This is a genomic window from Streptomyces sp. 5-10 (genome assembly GCF_014712245.1).
In the GTDB taxonomy this organism is placed as follows: Bacteria; Actinomycetota; Actinomycetes; order Streptomycetales; family Streptomycetaceae; genus Streptomyces; species Streptomyces violaceusniger.
The window spans coordinates 60361-80136 of record NZ_JACVYG010000037.1 but is presented as its reverse complement, the minus strand read 5'-3'; the positions used below and the strand labels follow the sequence as shown (position 1 = coordinate 80136).

General features: G+C 70.2%; 15 protein-coding genes. 7 read left to right on the top strand and 8 right to left on the bottom strand.

Annotated elements, in window-relative coordinates:
• Positions 1 to 103 precede the first annotated feature (103 nt).
• Both IEJ02_RS32495 and IEJ02_RS32490 read left to right on the top strand, forming a co-directional pair.
• Positions 104 to 1570, top strand: coding sequence for a GntP family permease (locus IEJ02_RS32495; RefSeq protein ID WP_191068096.1), 1467 nt, complete (start codon positions 104 to 106; stop codon positions 1568 to 1570).
• A 250-nt stretch (positions 1571 to 1820) separates the two neighbouring features.
• Entirely contained in the window at positions 1821 to 2843 is a 1023-nt protein-coding gene (locus IEJ02_RS32490; protein WP_223864841.1) for a LacI family DNA-binding transcriptional regulator, read from the top strand.
• A 151-nt stretch (positions 2844 to 2994) separates the two neighbouring features.
• Here IEJ02_RS32490 and IEJ02_RS32485 read toward each other — a convergent pair whose 3' ends face one another.
• The 4 genes from IEJ02_RS32485 to IEJ02_RS32470 form a co-directional block, all read right to left on the bottom strand.
• Positions 2995 to 3864, bottom strand: a complete 870-nt coding sequence (locus IEJ02_RS32485; RefSeq protein ID WP_223864840.1) for a carbohydrate ABC transporter permease — start codon at positions 3862 to 3864, stop codon at positions 2995 to 2997.
• Positions 3854 to 4825 (bottom strand): carbohydrate ABC transporter permease, encoded by a 972-nt coding sequence (locus tag IEJ02_RS32480; protein ID WP_137981147.1) that lies wholly within the window; start codon positions 4823 to 4825, stop codon positions 3854 to 3856. Before IEJ02_RS32480 ends, IEJ02_RS32485 begins: the two co-directional genes overlap by 11 nt.
• Positions 4822 to 6198 carry an ABC transporter substrate-binding protein gene (locus IEJ02_RS32475; RefSeq protein ID WP_191068095.1) on the bottom strand — a complete coding sequence of 459 codons (1377 nt, stop codon included), beginning with the start codon at positions 6196 to 6198 and terminating at the stop codon, positions 4822 to 4824. The genes IEJ02_RS32480 and IEJ02_RS32475 overlap by 4 nt, the downstream gene beginning before the upstream one ends.
• Positions 6199 to 6363: 165 nt before the next feature.
• The gene (locus IEJ02_RS32470; protein WP_137981149.1) at positions 6364 to 7455 is read right to left on the bottom strand and encodes a glycoside hydrolase family 172 protein; all 1092 of its coding nucleotides are present in this window, start codon (positions 7453 to 7455) and stop codon (positions 6364 to 6366) included.
• A 276-nt stretch (positions 7456 to 7731) separates the two neighbouring features.
• On the opposite strand from IEJ02_RS32470, the gene IEJ02_RS32465 reads away from it, so the two are divergent.
• From IEJ02_RS32465 to IEJ02_RS32450, 4 genes are all read left to right on the top strand, one after another.
• Complete coding sequence (locus IEJ02_RS32465; RefSeq protein ID WP_191068094.1) at positions 7732 to 9210, top strand: FGGY-family carbohydrate kinase; 1479 nt, start codon at positions 7732 to 7734, stop codon at positions 9208 to 9210.
• Between the two features lie 152 nt (positions 9211 to 9362).
• Positions 9363 to 11000, top strand: coding sequence for a fucose isomerase (locus IEJ02_RS32460; RefSeq protein ID WP_191068093.1), 1638 nt, complete (start codon positions 9363 to 9365; stop codon positions 10998 to 11000).
• Positions 11001 to 11158: 158 nt separating this feature from the next.
• Positions 11159 to 12253 carry a DUF4185 domain-containing protein gene (locus IEJ02_RS32455; protein WP_191068092.1) on the top strand — a complete coding sequence of 365 codons (1095 nt, stop codon included), beginning with the start codon at positions 11159 to 11161 and terminating at the stop codon, positions 12251 to 12253.
• A 34-nt stretch (positions 12254 to 12287) separates the two neighbouring features.
• Positions 12288 to 14006, top strand: coding sequence for a glycoside hydrolase family 183 protein (locus IEJ02_RS32450; protein WP_191068091.1), 1719 nt, complete (start codon positions 12288 to 12290; stop codon positions 14004 to 14006).
• A 205-nt stretch (positions 14007 to 14211) separates the two neighbouring features.
• On the opposite strand, the gene IEJ02_RS32445 is transcribed toward IEJ02_RS32450, so the two are convergent.
• Positions 14212 to 14970, bottom strand: coding sequence for an SDR family NAD(P)-dependent oxidoreductase (locus IEJ02_RS32445; RefSeq protein ID WP_191068090.1), 759 nt, complete (start codon positions 14968 to 14970; stop codon positions 14212 to 14214).
• Between the two features lie 29 nt (positions 14971 to 14999).
• Positions 15000 to 16223, bottom strand: coding sequence for an acyl-CoA dehydrogenase family protein (locus IEJ02_RS32440; protein WP_191068089.1), 1224 nt, complete (start codon positions 16221 to 16223; stop codon positions 15000 to 15002).
• Positions 16224 to 16444: 221 nt separating this feature from the next.
• Here IEJ02_RS32440 and IEJ02_RS32435 point away from each other — a divergent pair, with 221 nt between their 5' ends.
• On the top strand, positions 16445 to 17746 hold the full coding sequence (locus IEJ02_RS32435; protein ID WP_191068088.1) for an MFS transporter: 1302 nt from the start codon (positions 16445 to 16447) through the stop codon (positions 17744 to 17746).
• A 39-nt stretch (positions 17747 to 17785) separates the two neighbouring features.
• Here IEJ02_RS32435 and IEJ02_RS32430 read toward each other — a convergent pair whose 3' ends face one another.
• Positions 17786 to 18535: a glucose 1-dehydrogenase gene (locus IEJ02_RS32430; RefSeq protein ID WP_191068087.1), complete on the bottom strand. Its 750-nt coding sequence runs from the start codon at positions 18533 to 18535 to the stop codon at positions 17786 to 17788.
• Between the two features lie 154 nt (positions 18536 to 18689).
• Positions 18690 to 19730 carry an NAD(P)-dependent alcohol dehydrogenase gene (locus IEJ02_RS32425; RefSeq protein WP_191068122.1) on the bottom strand — a complete coding sequence of 347 codons (1041 nt, stop codon included), beginning with the start codon at positions 19728 to 19730 and terminating at the stop codon, positions 18690 to 18692.
• Positions 19731 to 19776 lie beyond the last annotated feature (46 nt).

Here is a 19776-nt window from a genome sequence, read left to right as displayed (position 1 = left end):
TTGAACCACACCACCCCCGTCCCCTGACCCACCCATGCCCTGGTGGCGTACGAAACCCCCCGCATGCCCTGGTACGAACTCCTATGTCCTGGAAAGGCGCCGCATGACCGCACACACCTGGTGGCTGCTGCTCATCCTCACGGTGGCGATCGCAGCACTGATCTATCTCATCAACTCCCGGCTGCGGGTCCATCCCTTCGTCGCGCTGATCCTGGTCAGCGTGGGCACGGGGATAGCGGCCGGGGAGCCCGTCGCGAAACTCGCCGAATCCATCGAGGAGGGCGCCGGCGGCACCCTCGGTGACGTGGGCGTCACCCTCGCCCTGGGCGCCATGCTCGGCCGTCTGCTGTCCGACTCGGGCGCCACCGACGCCATCGCCCGCGCCCTCGTCGCCCGCGCCGAGCCCCGCAGGCTGCCCTGGCTGGTGGGCGCCGCTGCGTTCGTCATCGGTGTGCCCATGTTCTTCGAGGTGGGCCTGATCGTTCTGCTGCCGTTGATCTTCAGCGTCGCCCGCAGGATGGAGGAACACGGCGGCACCAAGGGCAGCCCGTACGTCCTCCTCGGTGTGCCCGCCATCGCCTCGCTGTCCACCCTGCACGGCATGCTGCCGCCCCACCCCGGCCCGCTCACCGCGATGACCGGTCTGCACGCCGACCTCGGCCTCACCCTCGGCGTGGGCATCGTCTGCGCCGTGCCCACCGTCATCCTGGCCGGCCCCGTCTACGCCCGCTGGATCGCGCCCCGGCTTCCCGATGTCGCTCCGGACGCCGAGCTGGTGGCTCAGTTCACGGGGGCTGAGCGTCAGCCCGCTCCGGCCGCCGCCTCGGCAGCCGGTGGGCCCGGTGCGCAGGCGAGCGGGGACCTCCCCCGCCGGACCGGTGTGCCCACCGGGCTGGCCGTGGCGGCCGTGCTGGTGCCCGTCGTGCTGATGCTGCTGCGCACCCTGGCCGAGACCGTGCTGGACGAGTCGAGCGGGCTGGGCGCGGCGCTGGTGTTCGCCGGAGAACCGCTGGTGGCGATGCTCGCCGGTTTCGTCTTCGCCCTCGGGGTGACGATCGTCGGCTCCGCCCGCGCCGGCCGCTCCGGCCACTCCGGCCGTTCGGCCGAGGAGACCCGTGCCTCCCTGACCGACAGCCTGAAGTCCATCGCCGCCATCCTGCTCATCATCGGTGGGGGAGGGGCGTTCAAGCAGGTCCTTCAGGACTCGGGCATCGGCGATGCCATCGCGTCCGCCGCCGAGGGCGCCCACATCAATGTGATCCTGCTGGGCTGGCTCATCGCCCTGCTGCTGTCGCTGACCACGGGCTCCGCCACCGTCGGCATCGTCTCCGCCACCGGCATCGTGGCCCCGCTGATCGGCGACGGCGGGGGCCTGGAGGCTTCCTTGCTGGTGGTCGCGATCGGCGCCGGTTCGCTCGGCCTCAACTACGTCAACCACGCGGGGTTCTGGCTGGTGAAGGAGTCGTTCGGAATGGACCTCACCCAGGCCACCAAGACCCAGACCGCCGTGCAGACCCTGGTCAGTGTGCTCGGCCTGATGATGGCCCTGCTGCTGTCGGTGTTCGCCTGAGACGCCGGTCGCTCGCGGGTGGGTCCGGCGCCCGTGGCTGTCGGACCCACCCGCGAGACTCCGGCCATGGACCTTGGCGAACGGCCGCCCGGCCGCCTTGCCGCTCGGCCGCCCGTCGCCCGACCCCCGTCCCAGAGCCAGCCGCCCGCCCCCGCCGCCTCCTAGCCCCGCCCCCTACCCCCCGGAATACCGGTGTGAAATCCTTTTCACCGGCAGGGTAGGCTGAAGGGCGACCGTACACGGTGAAAGGATGCGGACACAGTTGGTGACGATCCATGACGTGGCGCGAGCCGCCGGAGTCTCTCCGGCGACCGTCTCGCGTGTCTTCAACGGCGGCAAGGTCACACCGGCACGTGCCCTGTCCGTGCAAGAGGCCGCGGCGGCCCTCGGGTTCGCTCCCAACCGGGTGGCGCGGTCGCTTCGTAAGCAGCGGTCCAGTGTGATCGCGCTGATCATCCCGGACATCGAGAACCCGTTCTTCACCTCGCTCGCCCGTGGCGTCGAGGACGCCGCACAGCGCACCAGCCTTTCCGTGGTCCTGTGCAACTCCGACGAGGACACCGACAAGGAGCGCCGCTACCTGGAGGTGGCTCTCGGTGAGCAGATGGCGGGCGTGATCGTGGCGGCGGCGTCCCAGGACGAGACGGATCTGGGGCCACTGACCGACCGACGTGTGCCCGTGGTCGCCGTCGACCGCCGTCCGCGCGACGCCGAGGTGGACGCGGTCCAGGTCGACAACCACCACGGTGGCGAGGTGGCCACCCGCCACCTCCTCCAGGCCGGTTACCACAGGATCGCCTGCATCACCGGGCCTGAAGGGGCCTCCACCTCCGAGGAACGGCTCGCGGGCCACCGCACGGCGTTGCGCGCCGCCCAGGGCGGTGCGGCAGCGGCCGACGACACCTGCGTACGGCATGCCGACTTCCGGGTGGACGGCGGCCGCGCGGCGATGCGCGAACTGCTGGCGCTGCCCGAGCCGCCCGATGCCGTGTTCGTCGCCAACAACCTCATGACCATCGGTGTCCTCGACGCCCTCCGCGAGGCCGGCCGCACCCCACCCGACGTCGGCGTGCTCTCCTTCGGGGACGTTCCCTGGGCGTCGCTGGTACGGCCATCCCTCACCGCGGTCGAACTGCCCTCGTACGAGCTGGGGCGCACCGCCGCCGACCTCCTCCTCCAGCGCATGGACGGCAGCGTGTCGCCGGTGCAGACCGTAGTGCTGCGCACAAAGCTGCAGGTCAGGAAGAGCACGGCCGGGCCTGCCCGGCGCTGACGGACGCCCCGGCGCTGACGGACCCGGGCACTGACGGACGCATCCGGCGCTGACGGCCGGGGCACCCCCACCGAACCACAAACGAAGCGGCGCCGCACCGGCCATTCAGCCCGTGCGGCGCCACGTCACCTCACAGCGCGCTCACTCAAGCTCACTTCAGCCCCGACGTCTTGATCGACTCCACGATCTGCCGCTGGAAGACGAAGAACAGCGCCAGCATGGGCAGCGCGGCCACCGTCGCCGCCGCCAGGATGTAGTTCCAGTTGGACGTGTACTGCGTCTGGAACGACGAGATACCCAGCTGCACCACCGTCAGGTCCTGATCACTCGTGGCGACCAACGGCCAGACGAACGCGTTCCAGTTGGCGAGGAAGAAGAAGATCGCCAGGGCCGACAGAATCGGCCGGGACATCGGCAGGACGATGTTCCAGTAGACCCGCCAGTGGCCGCAGCCGTCGATGACCGCCGCCTCCTCCAGCTCCTTCGGCAGCCCCAGATAGAACTGGCGCAGCAGGAAGATGCCGAACGCGTTGAAGATCGCCGGGATGATCAGCCCGGCGTAGCTGTCGAGCAGACCCAGCTGGCGGGCGACCAGGAACAGCGGGATCAGCACCACCGGCGCGGTGACCAGCAGCGTCGCGAAGATGGCGCCGAAGAGCTTCTCACGCCCCGGGAAGCGCAGCCGCGCCAGCGCGTAGGCGGCCATCGAGTGGAAGAACAGCGCCGCCACGGTGATCACCGTGGAGATGAAGAAGCTGTTCCACAGATAGCGGGCGAACGGCACCTCGGTGAAGACGTAGACGAAGTTCTGGAAGGTGAAGTCCCGCGGGATCAGCCGTCCATCGGTGACGGTGGCCCGCGTCTTGAAGGACGAGGTGACCATCCACAGCACCGGAAAGAGGCTGATCAGCGACAGGACGACGGCCAGGACGGTCAGCCCGGCGCGCGGGGACGGCAGCCGACGCCGAGGGGGCGCGGTGGCCGTGGTGTGGGCCCGGTTCGTCAGGGCGTCACTCGCCATCGTCGAACCTCCCGCCTCTCGTGAACGTGAAGAGCACCGCGGAGATGAGCACCATGATCAGCACCAGGAACGAGCCCATGGCCGACGCATAGCCGTACTCCCCGAATCCGAACGCCTGCTGGTAGATGTAGAAGATGGCGAGCGACGTGCCGTTGGCGGGGCCGCCGTTGGTCAGGACGAAGATCAGGTCGAGTCCGCCGGTGATGGCGGCGACCGTCGACATCAGCAGGACGAAGAAGCTGGTGGGGCGCAGCAGTGGCCAGGTGATGGTGCGGAACGTGGTCCACGGCCCCGCGCCGTCCAGCTTCGCGGCCTCGTAGAACTCCTGGGGGATCTCCTGGAGCCCGGCGAGGAAAATGATCATGTAGTAGCCCATCATCACCCACACCATGACGGCGATGACACAGCCGAGGGCGAGGGACGGACTGCCGAGCCAGGACTCACCGTCGAAACCGGCGGCCCGCATGGCCCGGTTGACCACCCCGGTCTGCTCGTCGAGCAGGAACTTCCACAGCACGCCGACCACGACCAGGCTGATGACGTACGGCATGAAGAGCATCGTGCGGTAGACGCCGACCCCGGGCAGCTTCTGCTTCACCAGCAGGCCAAGACCCAGACTCACACAGAACAGGAGGGGGACGAGGAACACCACATACAGCCCCGTGATCTTCATCGAGTCCCAGAACAGCGGGTCGTTCACCATCCGCCGGTAGTTGCCGAGCCCGATCCACTCATAGCTGCCGAAGCCGCTGACCTGGAAGAAGCTCAGTCCGATGGACAGCACCATCGGGATCGCGACGAACACCAGCAACCCGAGTACATCGGGCGCGAGGAACAGCCCTGCGGCCAGCCACTCGCGGTGCTTGCGGCTCAGTCTCGGCCGGCGGCCGGACGTGGCGGGCGACTGCGCCGGGGCCACGGTGGCCCGGCGGCGGCGCTCCTGTGCGGCGACACTGCTCATATCAGGCTCGCCCCCTTGTAGCTCTTGGTGTAGGCCGCGATGGACCGGGCGGCTCTCTCGGCGTCACTGGCCACATCGTGGCCGGCGAGCATGGTGCCCTGGATGGCGTCGGAGATCGCCTTGTAGACGACCGGGGGATAGCGCGGTTCGGCGCGGCCACCGGGGAAGATCTCGTCCTTGAACTGCTTCATGATCGCGGAGTCGTAGCCACCCTTGGCGGAGCCGCGCTCCAGGGCGCTGTCCCGCGGCGCCACATCGGACTTGGTGCCGACGCACCACTCCACCATCCGGTTGATGGACTCGTCCCGCATCGAGCCCAGCGCCCAGACGCAGAACTCGGCCGCCGCCTCGGGGTTGCGGCCCTGGGCGTTGGCGCAGAACGACCAGCCGCCCAGCGCGGTGACGTACCGGCCACCCGGGGGCGTGGGCAGCTTGAAGACGCCGTAGCGGTACTTGGGGGCGAACGCCTTGAAGCTGGAGACGTTCCAGATGCCCTGCTGCCACATGGCCACGTTGCCGCCCTTGAAACCGCCGACCACGTCCGCGGCGGCGGGCATGGTGCGCGGCGCGATGCCGTGGCGCACCGCGTCCTGCCAGAGCCCCAGTGCCTGGCGGGTGGCCTTGGAGTCGAAGGCCACATCGCCGTGTTCGTCCAGGACCTCGCCACCGCCCTGCCACATCCACGGGTACCAGGTGAAGTTCTGGTAGTAGCCCGGCCTGGTCTCGAAGACCAGCCCGGCCCGTGTCTTCGTGCGCAGCTTGTCGCCGATGTCGAGCATCTGGTCCCAGGTGGTGGGGATGTCGGCCTCCGACAGACCGGCCTTCTCCCAGACATCCTGGGCGTAGAACATGGCCAGCGGCTCGATCTCCATGGGGAGGGCGTAGACCTTGCCGTCCACCATGCGGCTGTCGAGCGCGGAGCCGAAGTCGTCGATGGCCGCCTTCTCCATATGCGGTGTGAGGTCGGCCAGCACGCCGCCGTTGTAGTACCGCAGGAAGTCGCCGGGGGAGAGCAGGAAGATGTCCGGGCCCTCGCCGGTGGCGAAGGCGGACGGCAGCTTGAATCCGTTGAGGTAGGTGGGTTGCGGCAGATAGACGAGGTCGATCCGCGCCTTGTGGGTGGCGTTCCACCGGTCGACCATGTCGACGAACCACTTGGCCTGTGCGTTGACCGCGGGGTCCGGCGAGCGCTGGGGCCCGTAGAAGTTCCAGAACTGGAGGTTGCCCCCCTTGGCCCGGGCCGTGCCGCAACCGGTGAGCAGGGCCGGGGCCGCCACGGCCGACCCCGCGCCCGCCACCGCGGTGAGGAAACGGCGGCGTGAGGTGCCGGGGGAGGTGGTCGGGCGCCCGGCTTCGGTGCCGTGCTGGAGCATGCGTGCGCTCCTGTCGGAGTGGGATGGGGCTGGGATGTGCGGGTGGGGGGTGGGTGCTGGGATGTACGGATCCGGGATGCGCGGATCCGGCAAGTGGGGACCTGGGATGTACGGACCCGGGAAGTGCGGACCCGGACGGTACGGACCTCGGGGTGGGTGAATCCCTCAGTCGACTTCGAGCGTGAGCAGGTCCGGCGTGGCCGGGCGGGACGCGGACGACGGGGCATCCAGGTAGAACAGTGAGGTGCTGGCGATGTCATCGCTGGTGTGCCGGTAGCGGTGCGGCAGCCCGTTGCCCTGCCCCGGGCCGATGCCGAGGCTCTGCACGGTGACGCGCAGGTCCTCGGAGAAGCGGATGGGGTCCAGGACGTGCCAGCGATACATCCCGAACCGCTGCTGGCTGTTGTACAGCCCGTCCGGGCGCAGGATCTGGTTCAGGCCCAGATACGGGGTGGTGTAGGCGGTGTAGCCCTGGCCGGGGACGTCGAAGTTCCAGGCGCCGCCGAAGTAGTCCTCGGTGCCGGTGCCGCAGAGCGTGGGGAACTCGTCGTCGCCGTCGAGGTAGAACTTCAGCTCGCCCTCGCCCCACCAGCCGGGGCTGTTGACGCCCCAGGCCAGATAGGTGCCGACATAGCCGCCGGCGCCGGTGACCGTGTCGAGCAGGGTGTGCACCTCGCCGTACGGCACCGGATGGCTGCGGCGCCACTGGGCGTGGAACCAGAGGGCGTCGTCCTCGACCTCGTCCAGCTCGTAGTCCACCTGGTAGTAGAGCGTGACCTTCTCCGCGGTCAGGTTCTCCAGGGTGATCCGTGCCCTGCGGTGGAACGGCATCGGCCAGTACGCGTTGAAGCCGCCGTTGGGGTTCACGGCGATGGGCACGGACGAGACCTGGCTGAAGGTGTTCCAGCCGTTGCAGAAGAAGTCACCGAGCGGGACCTCGACGGCCGGCTCCTCCTCGCCCTCCCAGTACATCCGCAGCAGGGTGCCCCGCCAGGCCCGGTGCGGGTCGGTGGTGCACCACAGGTGGCGGATGGTGCCCGGACCCTCGATGTCGGCGAGCACCGCCGTCGTACCGGGGGCGATGTCGATGCTGGGGGAGATCTTCCAGCCCGGCCCCAGCCTGCTCGCCGCCACCGCTCCGGTGCCCTCCGTGGCGCGGCCGCCACCCGACTTGGCGCCGGTGAAGTTCTCGGCGCTGATGGAACGGCTCACGGCACGTGTCCTGCGGGAGATGCCGTCGAGTCCAAAGGTCGTCATCGTGTCTTGCCCTCATGGGTGGGGTACGGGGTGCGCGCCGACGGGCCGGAAGAGGCACCGTGGCGCGCGGAAAACGGCGTCACCGGCAGTGCGGCGCAGCACGTTTGAAATCCATTTCACCGCAACGTAGAGCGGGCCCCAGAGGGTGTCAAGGGGTGAGACGCACGGCGCAGGAGAGACGCCGACGCGCGCTGCTGATATGGCTTTTCGCCAGGGCAAAGGCCATCCGCGTGGGCTCCCTTGACGTTGAAATCGTTTTCTGCCAGCGTGCTCGCCATGCCTCGCAACGCAGTCATCGGAGTGGACATCGGCACCTCGAGCAGCAAGGGCGTCCTCGTCGGTCTCGATGGCGCACTGATCCGCTCGGCCACCCGGGAGCACACCCCCGCGAGACCGGGCCCCGGCCGCTTCGAGATGGACGCCTCCGTCTGGTGGCGCGAGTTCACCGAACTCGCCCGGGAGCTGACCGCCGCGGAGGACACCACCGTGGTCGCCGCCGGGGTCAGCGGCATGGGCCCCTGCGTCCTGCTGACCGATGAGCACGACGCCCCGCTGCGCCCCGCCGTGCTCTACGGCGTGGACACCCGCGCGGTGCGGCAGATCCAGCGCATCGAGGCGCGGCTCGGCGCCGACGAGATCATCCGCCGCGGCGGCTCCGCCCTGACCACCCAGGCCGCCGGGCCGAAGATCGCGTGGATCGCCGAGGAGGAGCCCGAGCTCTACGCACGGGCCAGGCGCCTGTACATGCCGAGCTCCTGGCTGGTGGCCAAGCTCACCGGGAACTACGTCCTGGACCACCACTCGGCCAGCCAGTGCACCCCGCTGTACGACACGCTCGCCTGCGAGTGGTACGCCCCCTGGGCCGCCGAGGTCGCCCCCGGGATCGAACTGCCGCCGCTGCGCTGGCCCGGCGAGACGGCCGGCGCCCTCACCCCCGAGGCCGCCGCCGCGACCGGCCTGCCCGCCGGAATCCCCGTCACCACCGGCACCATCGACGCCTGGGCCGAGGCGCTGAGCGTGGGCGCGCAGAACATCGGCGATCTGATGCTGATGTACGGCACCACCATGTTCCTCATCCACACCGTGCCCAAGCCGCTGACCAGCCCGTCCCTGTGGGGCACCGTCGGCGCCCTGCCCGGCACCCGGAACCTCGCCGGTGGCATGGCCACCTCCGGCGCGGTCGCCAACTGGCTGAAGGACCTGTTCGCCGACGGCGACCACGCCGAACTCACCGCTCTGGCCGCCGAGTCGGGCGTCGGCGCCAACGGCCTGCTGATGCTCCCGTACTTCTCCGGCGAGCGCACCCCGATCATGGACCCGGACGCCCGCGGAGTCATCGCCGGGCTGACCCTGTCCCACACCCGCGGCGACCTCTACCGGGCCGCGCTCGAGGCCACCGGGTTCGGCATCCGCCAGAACATCGAGGTCATCGAGGCGGTCGGCGGCGACATCCGCCGCGTGGTCGCCGTCGGCGGCGGCACCCAGGGCTCGCTGTGGACGCAGATCGTCTCCGACATCACCGGCCGCCCGCAGGAGGTGCGCACCATCACCATCGGCGCCGGTTACGGTGACGCCCTGCTGGCCGCCCAGCTCGTCGGGGACGCCTCCATCGACGACTGGAACCCGGTGCGCGAGACGGTGACGCCACGCGCCGAGCACACCGGGCGCTACGACGAGCTGTACGCCCTCTACCGGCGGCTGTACCCGGACACCGCCGCGACCGTCCACGCGCTGGCCGCGCTACAGGAGCGCTGAGCGCCCCCGCGCGCCCCGGCACACCCGCGCCCGCAGCGCCCCCCCGGCACACCCGCGCCCGCAGCCGCCCCCCGCACCCCCAGTGCCTTCAGCCCCCAGCACCACCCGCGCGTCCCTCAACGCACCATCGACGCACCATCAACGGAGACCGCATGACCGCGTACACCCTGCCCGAACTCCACCGCCCGCCCGCCGCCGAGCCGGCCACCGTCTACACCGTGGCCAGCGGCGACCTGCGCCCCGCCGCCAACGTCACCTGCTGGCCCACCCAGGAGAAGCTGGAGAGCGACCTCGCCGCGGCCCTCACGGACCTCGGCTGGAAGGTCCGCCGAGGCCACGCGGTGGACGAGGCCAAGGGGCACGGGTTCATCGACAGCCAGCGCGCCGGTATCGAGGTGTTCAAGCACATACCCAAGGACGCCCCGCTCATCGTCGTCGAGGCCGTCTGGCAGTACAGCCACCACGTCCTCGCCGGTCTGCGCGACCACCAGGGCCCGATCCTGGTGGTGGCCAACTGGAGTGGCGAATTCCCCGGTCTGGTCGGCCTGCTGAACCTCGCCGGGAGCCTCACCAAGGCGGGGCGCGACTACTCGGTGCTGTGGAGCGCCGACTTCACCGACGAGTGGGCGCGCGAGTCGTTGCGCACCTGGCTGGAGACCGGCACGCTCACCCACGACACCAGCCACGTCCGGCCCCTGCCGCCCCTGCCGAGTGCGGACCCCGAGACCGCACTGGGCGTGGCCCTGGCCCGCCAACTGCACGAGGAGAAGGCGATCATCGGCGTCTTCGACGAGGGCTGCATGGGGATGTACAACGCCATCATCGACGACGAGTTCCTCAACCCGCTCGGCATCTACAAGGAGCGCCTGTCACAGAGCGCCCTGGTGGCCGAGATGACGAAGGTGTCCGACGAGGAGGCCCAGGAGGTCCGGGCCTGGCTCGACCGGGCCGGGATGACCTTCCACACCGGCACCGACGAGGCCACCGAACTCACCGACGCCCAGCTGCTCAGCCAGTTCAAGATGTACATCGCGGCAGTGCGCATCGCCGACGACTTCGGGCTCGACGCCGTCGGCATCCAGTACCAGCAGGGCCTGAAGGACACCGTCCCGGCGAGCGACCTCGCCGAGGGCCTGCTCAACAACGTCCATCGCCCGCCGGTACGGAGCCGCGACGGCGCCCGCGAGCTCTACCCCGGCGCGCCGCTGCCGCACTTCAACGAGGTGGACGAGGGCGTCGCCGTGGACTCCCTGGTCACCAACCGCATCTGGACGGCGATGGGCCTGGACCCTGCCACCACACTGCACGACATCCGCTGGGGCGAGGAGTACGACGGCCGGTTCGTCTGGGTCTTCGAGATCTCCGGCTCGGTGCCCGCCTCGCACAACGGCGGCTACGACAAGTCGTACAGCATGCGCCAGCCCCCGATGTTCTTCCCGCTCGGCGGCGGCACCCTCAGCGGTGTCTCCAAGCCGGGCGAGATCGTCTGGTCGCGGGTGTTCCTGATGGACGGCGGGCTGCACGTCGACCTCGGCCGCGCCACCTCGGTCGAGCTGCCCGAGGAGGAGACCCGGCGCCGACTCGACGCCACCAACCACCAGTGGCCGATCATGCACGCGGTTCTGCACGGCGTCACCCGCGATCAGTTCATGGCCCGCCACCGCGCCAACCACCTCAACGTGGCCTACGCACCCGACGCGGCGACCGCCGACAAGGCGCTGCGTGCCAAGGCCGCGCTCTTCGCCGAGCTGGGCGTCGAGGTGCATCTGTGCGGAGACGTGGCGCTGTAGCCGCCTCCGCGGGCGCGGGCGCCGTATGCCCAACGTGTAGGCCCGCACAGAAACTTCGCGGTGTTCCGCCCATCCCCGGCACGGGCGGAGCACCGCGAACCAGCAGGTGAACGCCTGAGCAGGCGAACCAGGAGCCCCACGATTCCGAGGAGTTCAGCATGGCCCGTTCACAACCACCCACCCCCGCCGATACAGCCGACGGCCCCCGCCGCCGCGTGCTGCTGGCCGCCGGTCTGGGCCTGGCGGCGGCCGGGCTGACGGCGGGGGCGCCGCGGGCGAGCGCCGCCGCCACCGCCATCACCGGCACGAAGGTCAGAAACCTCACCGGCCCGGCGGAGACGGGCCAGTTCGCCGCGCCCTGGACCGACCTCGGCATCCCCGTCCGCTGCCCCGACGGCACGATGCTGTTCGTGTGCGGCGACACCTTCGACGGTGATGGCGTGGGCGGTCCCAACTGGCGGGCCCCGGTGGGCCTGCGGGCACGCCACCCCGATCTGAACGCCCTCGTCATCGACGACAGCGTGGGCGGTTCGCAGGCCGTGGGCCTGGTCCCGGAGGGCCACGAGAACAACACCACCGCCATACCGTCGGACGTCTTCACCGTCGGCAACACGATGTACATGCACCTGATGCGGGGTGTGCTGTACCAGACCCACCACTCCGACTTCTGGCGCTCGACGGACAACGGCCAGACGTGGCAGTACCTGTGCCAGTGGCCCGGCGACCAGTACGGCGGCCAGTTCCAGCAGAAGACCTACGCGGTGGCGGACGACGGCTACGCTTACGTGCTCTCCAGCGTGTTCAACCGGGACGTGCCCTCCGACCTCCTGCTCCACCGCGTCCCGCAGGACCGGCTGGGCGACCCGGCGGCGTATCAGCCGTGGGGCTACGCAAACGGCGCCTGGGCCTGGGGCAACTACCCGACCACCATCACCGCCCGGCGCCGGTTCGGTGAGATCTGCTTCCGCGCGATGGGCGGCAAGTACGCCCTGACCTGGCTCAACATGGAGCCCTTGGACATCCGCGCGCAGGTCTTCCCGCTGCCGACGAGCAACTTGTTCGCCACCCCGGAGCAGACCCTCATCGTCCCCACCACGCCCGGCAACGAGTCCGGCAACGCGGTGGCCAACCCCTACGGCGGCTTCATCGTCCCGGGCTCGACCTTCGGCAACTTCCACATCGCCGTGAGTCAGTGGTACGACAACCAGAACTACCGGGTGATGCAGTACCGGATCAACGGCCTGGCCGCCTGAGCGCGCCGCCACCGACACCCGTGAGGAGCACACCGTGCGACGATCCAGAGTCCTGATCACCCTGGCGGCCGGGCTGGCCGTCGTGACGATGGCGACCGTCCCCGCCGTCCAGGCGGACAGCACAGGCACCACCGGCCGGGCCCATGACACCGGGCGCGAATCCGCCACGGCCGCCACCTCCGCCACGGCAGCGAACGCCCCGGAGAGCGACTACTTCTCCACCGTGGACATCGCCCCCGGCGCCACCATCGGCGCCCCCGCGATCGGCGACAACAAGGAGCACGGCGACCTGTGGCCGTCGTGCTGGTCGAACGACGACAACGTCTACGCCGCGTATGGCGACGGCGTGGGCTTCGGCGACACCTGGCAGGACATCGGCGTGGCCCGGATCAGCGGCACACCCGGCAACCTGGCGGGCGCCCAGCGGGCGTCGGGCGACGGCGTCGGCCGGGTCTGGGGCGCCCCCCAGGACTACTACCGCAAGCCGACCGGCATGGTCTGTGTGAACGGCGACCTGTATCTCGCCGTGCAGGACCTCAAGAAGGGCACGCTGGACAACGCGCCCAGCGCGACGATCGTGAAGTCCACCGACAAGGGCGCCACCTGGACATCGGACAAGGCCAAGCCGATGTTCTCGGACCAGAAGTTCACCACGGTCATGTTCCTGGACTACGGCAAGGACAACGCCAACAGCCCGGACGGATACGTCTACGCCTACGGCCTGGACTACAACTGGCGCGACACCTTCGACCCCGACCCGGACCCCACCGACCTCTACCTGGCCCGGGTGCCCGCCACGTCCATCATGGACCGCTCCACCTGGCAGTTCTACGCCGGTGACAGCGGCGGCGCCCCGCGGTGGTCCTCCAGCATCGACCAACGGGTGTCGGTCCTCCACGACGACCACCGCGTCTACCAGAACGTGGGAACCGCGGGCCGGGTCAAGGACCTCAGCGTGATCAGCCAGGGCGGCGTGGTCTACAACAAGGCACTGAAGCGCTACATCTACACGTCCTGGACGGAGTACACCTACGAGTTCTACGAGGCGCCCACGCCGTGGGGCCCGTGGAAGCACTTCACCCCCAAGGACTTCGGCGGCTACCCCTGGACCCACACCAAGCACGGTGGCTACGCCACCACCATCCCGTCGAAGTACATCAGCGCGGACGGCAAGTCGATGTGGTTGCAGTCCAACGTCTGCCCCTGCGGCGGCGGTTACCCGGCCGGCGACTTCTGGGCGTACACCTTCTCACTGCGCAAGATGTCCCTCACCCCCTCGGTCCCCACCACCCCGGACAACACCCCGGACGCCTCCCGCAACCTCGCCCGCGAACCCGGCACCGTGCCCATCGAACGCGCCACCCACTTCGGCCGCGCGATCTACAACGACGGCGACACGGCCCAGAACGAGGACGACTGGAACGACGAACGCAAGCCGACCAGCTGGTGGGGCTACACCTGGCCACGTACGTACCGCCTCAACCAGGTGGTCTACACCACCGGGACCATGTTCGGCGACGGCGGCTGGTTCAGCAGCCCGCCCAAGATCCAGGTCCGCCGCGACGGCACCTGGACCGACGTCACCGGCCAGCGCGTGACACCGTCCTACCCGACCTCCTCGGCCGCCGGCACCAACAAGACCTACGTCTTCGACTTCGACACCACGACCGGTGACGGGGTCCGCGTCATCGGCGGCGCGGGCGGAACACAGACCTTCACCTCCATCGCGGAACTGGCGGCCCACTACCGCTGAAAACCTCATCAGGAGACGCTGGGGGTGTCCGCATCGACGACCGGCCCGCGTGCTGCGCGGGGACGGCGAACCGCTGCCCGCCGCGGACACCGCCACCGCGACCGCGTCACACGCGACGGACTGAGCGGGCGCCGGCCCGGCACCTGGCCCGTCCGTCACGACGCCCGTCCGCCACGACGGCTGGTGTCCCGTCGTCAGCGTCCCGTCAGCGCGCCGTCCAGCCGCCGTCCACGTACAGCTCGGAGCCGGTCACGAAGCTCGCGTCCTGGGACGCGAGGAACGCGACGGCCCCCGCCACCTCTTCCGGACTGCCGAGCCGCCCCATGGGGGTGCCCTCGACCATCGCGGTGTGACGCGGGGTGCCCTGCCACAGTTCGCGCGAGAGCGGGGTCTCGATGAAACCGGGGTGGATCGAATTGACGCGGACGCCGCGCGTGGCCCAGTGCAGCGCGGCGTTCTTCGTCATCAGCCGGACCGCGCCCTTCGCCGCGTGGTACGAGAACTGGCTGCCGAAGCCGCCCACCGTGCCGAAGATCGACGCGATGTTGACGATCGAACCGCCGCCGGAGCGCTCGATGGCGGGTCCACCGTGCTTCATGCCCAGCCAGACACCGCCCTGGGTCACCGCGATGACCTTCTCCCATGACTCCTGGGTCTCGGTCTCCACGGTGCGCATTTCGGCGATTCCCGCGTTGTTGACGAGCACGGACAGGCCGCCCAGCGCGGAGACCACGCGCTCGACCACGCCGCGCCACGCCTCCTCGTCGCTCACGTCCAGCGCCAGGCCCAGCGCCCGTGCTCCGTCGGCCGTCAGCTCCCGCGCCAGGTGGTCGCAGCGGGTGGCGTCCACGTCGGTCACCACCACCGTGGCGCCCTCGGCGGCCAGCCGCCGTGAGACGGCGGTTCCTATGCCGCCCGTCGCGCCGGTGACCAGGGCGATCTGGCCGGACAGTCGGTCTCGCACGGGCTCTCCTTGGTCTTGCGTGTCAGCGGTCATCGCAGCGGCTCCGCCGCGTGGTGCGTGTCCCTCCGCTCCCGCGCCGCCCGCACCGCGCGCTTGGCGATGGCCCAGCGATGGGTCTCGGAAGGGCCGTCGTAGATACGGAACGGACGCACCTCCCGGTACAGCCGCGACAGCGGGGCGTCCCCCGAGATGCCGAGCGCACCGCATATCTGGACGGCCCGGTCGACCACCCGGTGCACCGCCTCGGAGACGTAGGTCTTGGCGATGGAGGTGTGCTGGGCGGCCGGGCGGCCCTGGTCAAGCTCCCAGCAGGCTCGCCACAGCACCGCCCGGCTGGTCTCGATGTCGATCTCGGAGTCGGCCAGCATCTGCTGCACCATGCCCAGTTCGGCCAGCGGCTTGCCGAAGGCCGAACGGTCCGCCGCCCGCTCCAGGGCGATGTCCTGCGCCCGCCGGGCCACTCCGAGCCAGCGCATGCAGTGGGTCATGCGCGCGGGGCCCAGACGCACCTGGGCGTACGCGAAGCCCTGGTCCACCTCGCCCAGTACGGCCTCGTCCCCGACCTCGCAGCCTTCGAAGGCGATTTCGCTGTGGCCGCCGAAGAGGCCCCGGTCCAGAGTGTCGATATTCCGGACGATCTTCATGCCGGGGTTGTCGGCGGCGATGAGGAACATCGTCGCGCCGCCAGGGTCGCCGGGGCCGCCGCTGGTGCGGGCCATGCAGATGGCGAAGGCCGCCCCGTCGGCGCCGCTGATGAACCACTTGCGGCCGTCGATCCGCCAGCCGCCGTCGATCCTCGTCGCGGTCGTCATGAGCGCACGCGGGTCGGAGCCGGCGCCCGGCGCCGGCTCGGTCATCGCGAAACACGACCGCGTCTCACCGGCCGCCAGCGGGCGCAGATACCGCTCCTTCTGCTCCTTCGTGGCCACCACCTCGAGCAGGTGCGTATTGCCCTCGTCGGGAGCCGCGCAGTTGAGCGCGAGCGGCCCCAGCAGCGAGTACCCGGCCGCCTCGAAGACCACGGCCTGGCCGCGCAGGTCCAGTCCGAGTCCGCCCCATGCGGCGTCCACATGCGGGGCGAACACCCCCGCCTCGCGGGCCGCGTCCTGAAGCCGGCGGCGCAGTGGCTCCGGCCCGGCATGGACATCGCCGTCACACGCCTGTTCCTCGGGTATCACCACGTCCCGTACGAACTCGGTGGTGCGCCGCGCGATCTCCGCGACTCTTTCCTCGATCTCGAACCCGATGGGCACGTCGCACTCCCGAACTCGCTGCTGCCGACCAGTACGGCGACCTGGCGCTCCGCCTGGTATGAGTAAACCGAATCGAATTCAGATCCTCAACCCATGACCATGGCCTCTGCCGTGCGCACTGAGAAAACCCTGTTCGACGGCTAGCTGTACTGAGTTCAGTTCTGTACCGTCCCGGGCGTCGGCAGGGTACCGGACCGTGCCGTGGGAAAGGGAGCCGGATCATGAGCACCACACAGCAGCCCGCCCCTCCGGGGGAGGGGTCGGCGTCGCACGATCCACGTACGGTGCGCCGCGCGATGCTCGCCGGGAGCATCGGCACCCTGATCGAGTACTACGACTTCAGTATCTACGGCTATCTCGCCGTGGCCATCGCCCCGCAGTTCTTCCCGGGCGACGATCCGACGGCCTCGACGTTGGCGGCGCTCGCGGTGTTCGCCAGCGGCCTGGTCGTGCGGCCGATCGGCGGTGTCTTCTTCGGCTGGATCGGCGACCGATGGGGGCGTCGCAAGGCGCTGGTCTCCTCGGTGCTGTGCATGGGGGTGGCCAGCAGCGTCACGGGGCTGTTGCCGACCTACAGCCAGATCGGTGTGGTCGCCGCGGTGCTGCTGTTCCTGATCCGGGTGGTGCAGGGCATCTCCTCGGGCGGCGAGTCGGTCGGCGCCTACACCTACATCTACGAGTCGGCGCCGCCCCGGCGCAGGGCCTTCCTCGGCGCCGTCACGCCCATCGGGTCCAACCTCGGGTTCATGTTCGCGGCGGCGACGGCCGGGGCGATCTCCGCCCTGACCACCAAGGATCAGATGGCCGACTGGGGCTGGCGGCTGCCCTTCCTGATGGCCGTGCCGCTCACGATCCTGTGTCTGTGGGCCCGGCTGCGGATCGAGGACACCCCGGAGTTCAAGGAGGCCGCACGGCGCGCCGACATCCCCGCGGCGCCGATCCGGGAGGTCCTGTCCACCCACCGCACGGCGCTGCTGCAGTCCGTCGGCCTGGCCATGGCCCAGGGCGGCGCCATCTTCCTCGGACTGACGTACATCGGCATCTACCTGACCACCAACCTGGGATACGACACCACGCAGGTGTACTGGCTGAGCGCGGGTGTCGTGCTCTTCACCGTGCTGCTCATGGTGCCGGCCGGTCGACTCTCCGCCCGGTTCGGCTGCCGTCGCGTCCTGATGGGCGGGCTGCTGGCCTTTCTGGTGACCGCCTACCCCGCGATGATGCTCATGGGCCGGCACAGCCTGGCCCTGGCCGGTCTGGCCTATGCGATCCTGATGCTGGGAAGTGCGTTCGTACAGGTCCCGGCGGCCAGCTTGTGGCCGCATCTGTTCGAACGCCGGGTCCGCTACACCGGTATGGCGATCGGGTACAACGTCGGCACCGTCCTCGCGGGCGGTACGGCCCCGTACATCGCGGCCTTCCTGGTCGACCGGACCGGGAATCTGCTCTCCCCGGCGTTCTTCGTCATGCTGGTCTGTGTGATCGGGATCGGTTCCCTGCTCACCGTCCGCAAGGACGTGTAAGAGGTGTCGGGCGTGGCGACCACCGGCCACCGACGGACGTCAGTCCGCCGCCACCTCCGGGTGGCCACCGTGGCCGATGGTCTGGCCGCCGTCGACGAGGAACTCCCCGCCCGTGGTGTAGGAGGCATCGTCGCCGGCCAGGAAGAGCACCATGCGGGTGACCTCCTCCGGCTCCCCGATGCGCGCCACCGGCTGCTGGGCGAAGAGTTCGGGTGAGGCGCTCTCACCCATGGGCGTACGGATGACTCCGGGGTGTACGGAATTGATGCGCACCCCGCTGCCCGCCATGTCCAGTGCGGCGGCCTTGGTCATCCCGCGCACCCCCCACTTGCTCGCCACATAGCCGATGCCACCGGCGAAACCGGTCATACCGGCGGCCGAGGAGACGTTGACGACGGCACCGCCGCCGCGCTCGCGCATACCGGGGAGAACGGTGTGCATGCCGAGGAAGGCGCCCACCAGGTTGACGTCGAGGATCCGGCGGAAGTGCTCGGGCGACTGCTCCTCCACACCGCCGAAGTGCATGATGCCCGCGTTGTTGACCAGGACGTCCACCGGGCCGAAGGTGTCCTCGACCGCGCGGACCACCGACTGCCACCGCGCTTCGTCGGTGACGTCGAGGTGGTGGTACCGGGCGCGGGGGAGCTCATCGGCCAGGGCCGCTCCCTCCTCGTCCAGGATGTCGCAGACGGCGACCCGGGCCCCTTCCGCGACCAGTCCCCGTACATGCGCGGCACCCATGCCCCGGGCGCCGCCGGTGACGATCGCGACCTTTCCATCGAAGCGCATGCCGACTTCCCTTCCGTATCGATGAGCCATCGATGAGCCGTCCGTGAGCCATCCATAAGCCGCTTTTGGGCCGTCCGTGAGCCGTCCATAAGCCGTTTGTGGGCCGTCCGTGAGCCATCCATCGGCCCGGGTCCCCGGGCCACCGCGCCTGTGATCAGTCCGGTACGAGCACGGTCCGGCCGCTGGCCCCGCCCCGGCGAAGCCGGTCGATCGCCTCCGGAGCGGCGGACAGCGGAAAGCGTTCCGTCTCGACGCGGAGGGCTCCCGAACGTGCCAGCGCGACGACCTCGGCCAATTCGTGGCGGGTGCCCCAGAAGGGCAGGGAGAGCCGGAAGCCGGCGGGGAGGACGCCCGGCTTGGACACCGTCAGGTTGCCGCCGCCGCTTCCGACGACGGCGAGTTCGCCACCGGGACGCAGGACGCCGACCGCGAGTTCCAGCGTCTGCGCGGTGCCGACGAAGTCCAGCACGGCGTCCGCTCCCACGTCACCGCTTCGCGCCCGCAGCACGCGGCCGGTGTCCGGCCGCATCAGGGTGCCGAAGTCCGCGCCGGAACGGTCCGCGAGGGCCAGGGCGTCCTCCCGGACGTCGACCGCCAGTACACGGCTCGCGGTGGTGGCGCGGAGGATCTGGACGGCCAGGTGGCCGAGCCCGCCGACTCCGATGACGACGGCGGTGGTGCCCTCGCCGAGTGCGTGTCGCAGCCCGGCCACGGCGTGGTAGGAGGTCAGGCCCGCGTCGGAGAGCGGGGCGGCCTGGTCGGCGGGCAGGTCGGCGATCGGCACCAGATGGCGGGCGGAGGCGACGAGCAGATACTCGGCCATTCCGCCGTCCCGGCCCAGTCCCGCCCCGTGCCAGGCGAGGGTGTCCCGCCGGTCGCAGTAGTTGTCGGAGCCCGCGGCGCACCGTGCGCAGGAGCCACAGCCCCACGGCCCGTAGACCACCACGCGTTCGCCGATCCCCACCCCGTCGGCGCCGGGCCCCAGGGCGGTGACCCGCCCCGCGACCTCATGGCCGAGGGTGAACGGGAGCCGGTAGGGGAGCGCCCCCGGAGCACCGTCGATCACATGCAGATCGGAACGGCACAGCCCGGCGGCCTCGACCTCCACCAGCACCTCGGCGCCGTGCGGGACGGGCCGCTCGACCTCGACCGGTGCCGGTGCCTCGCCCCAGGCCGTCAGCCGCAGTGCCCTCATCTTCACCGTCCCGGGTCTTGTCAGCGCCGCGAAGGCCACGGTAACA

Coding starts and splice junctions, on each gene's coding strand:
- IEJ02_RS32495 (WP_191068096.1), top strand. CDS start 104: ATGACCGCACACACCTGGTGGCTGCTGCTCATCCTCACGGTGGCGATC.
- IEJ02_RS32455 (WP_191068092.1), top strand. CDS start 11,159: ATGGCCCGTTCACAACCACCCACCCCCGCCGATACAGCCGACGGCCCC.
- IEJ02_RS32475 (WP_191068095.1), bottom strand. CDS start 6,198: ATGCTCCAGCACGGCACCGAAGCCGGGCGCCCGACCACCTCCCCCGGC.
- IEJ02_RS32425 (WP_191068122.1), bottom strand. CDS start 19,730: ATGAGGGCACTGCGGCTGACGGCCTGGGGCGAGGCACCGGCACCGGTC.
- IEJ02_RS32485 (WP_223864840.1), bottom strand. CDS start 3,864: ATGGCGAGTGACGCCCTGACGAACCGGGCCCACACCACGGCCACCGCG.
- IEJ02_RS32470 (WP_137981149.1), bottom strand. CDS start 7,455: ATGACGACCTTTGGACTCGACGGCATCTCCCGCAGGACACGTGCCGTG.
- IEJ02_RS32480 (WP_137981147.1), bottom strand. CDS start 4,825: ATGAGCAGTGTCGCCGCACAGGAGCGCCGCCGCCGGGCCACCGTGGCC.
- IEJ02_RS32435 (WP_191068088.1), top strand. CDS start 16,445: ATGAGCACCACACAGCAGCCCGCCCCTCCGGGGGAGGGGTCGGCGTCG.
- IEJ02_RS32430 (WP_191068087.1), bottom strand. CDS start 18,535: ATGCGCTTCGATGGAAAGGTCGCGATCGTCACCGGCGGCGCCCGGGGC.
- IEJ02_RS32465 (WP_191068094.1), top strand. CDS start 7,732: ATGCCTCGCAACGCAGTCATCGGAGTGGACATCGGCACCTCGAGCAGC.
- IEJ02_RS32490 (WP_223864841.1), top strand. CDS start 1,821: ATGCGGACACAGTTGGTGACGATCCATGACGTGGCGCGAGCCGCCGGA.
- IEJ02_RS32460 (WP_191068093.1), top strand. CDS start 9,363: ATGACCGCGTACACCCTGCCCGAACTCCACCGCCCGCCCGCCGCCGAG.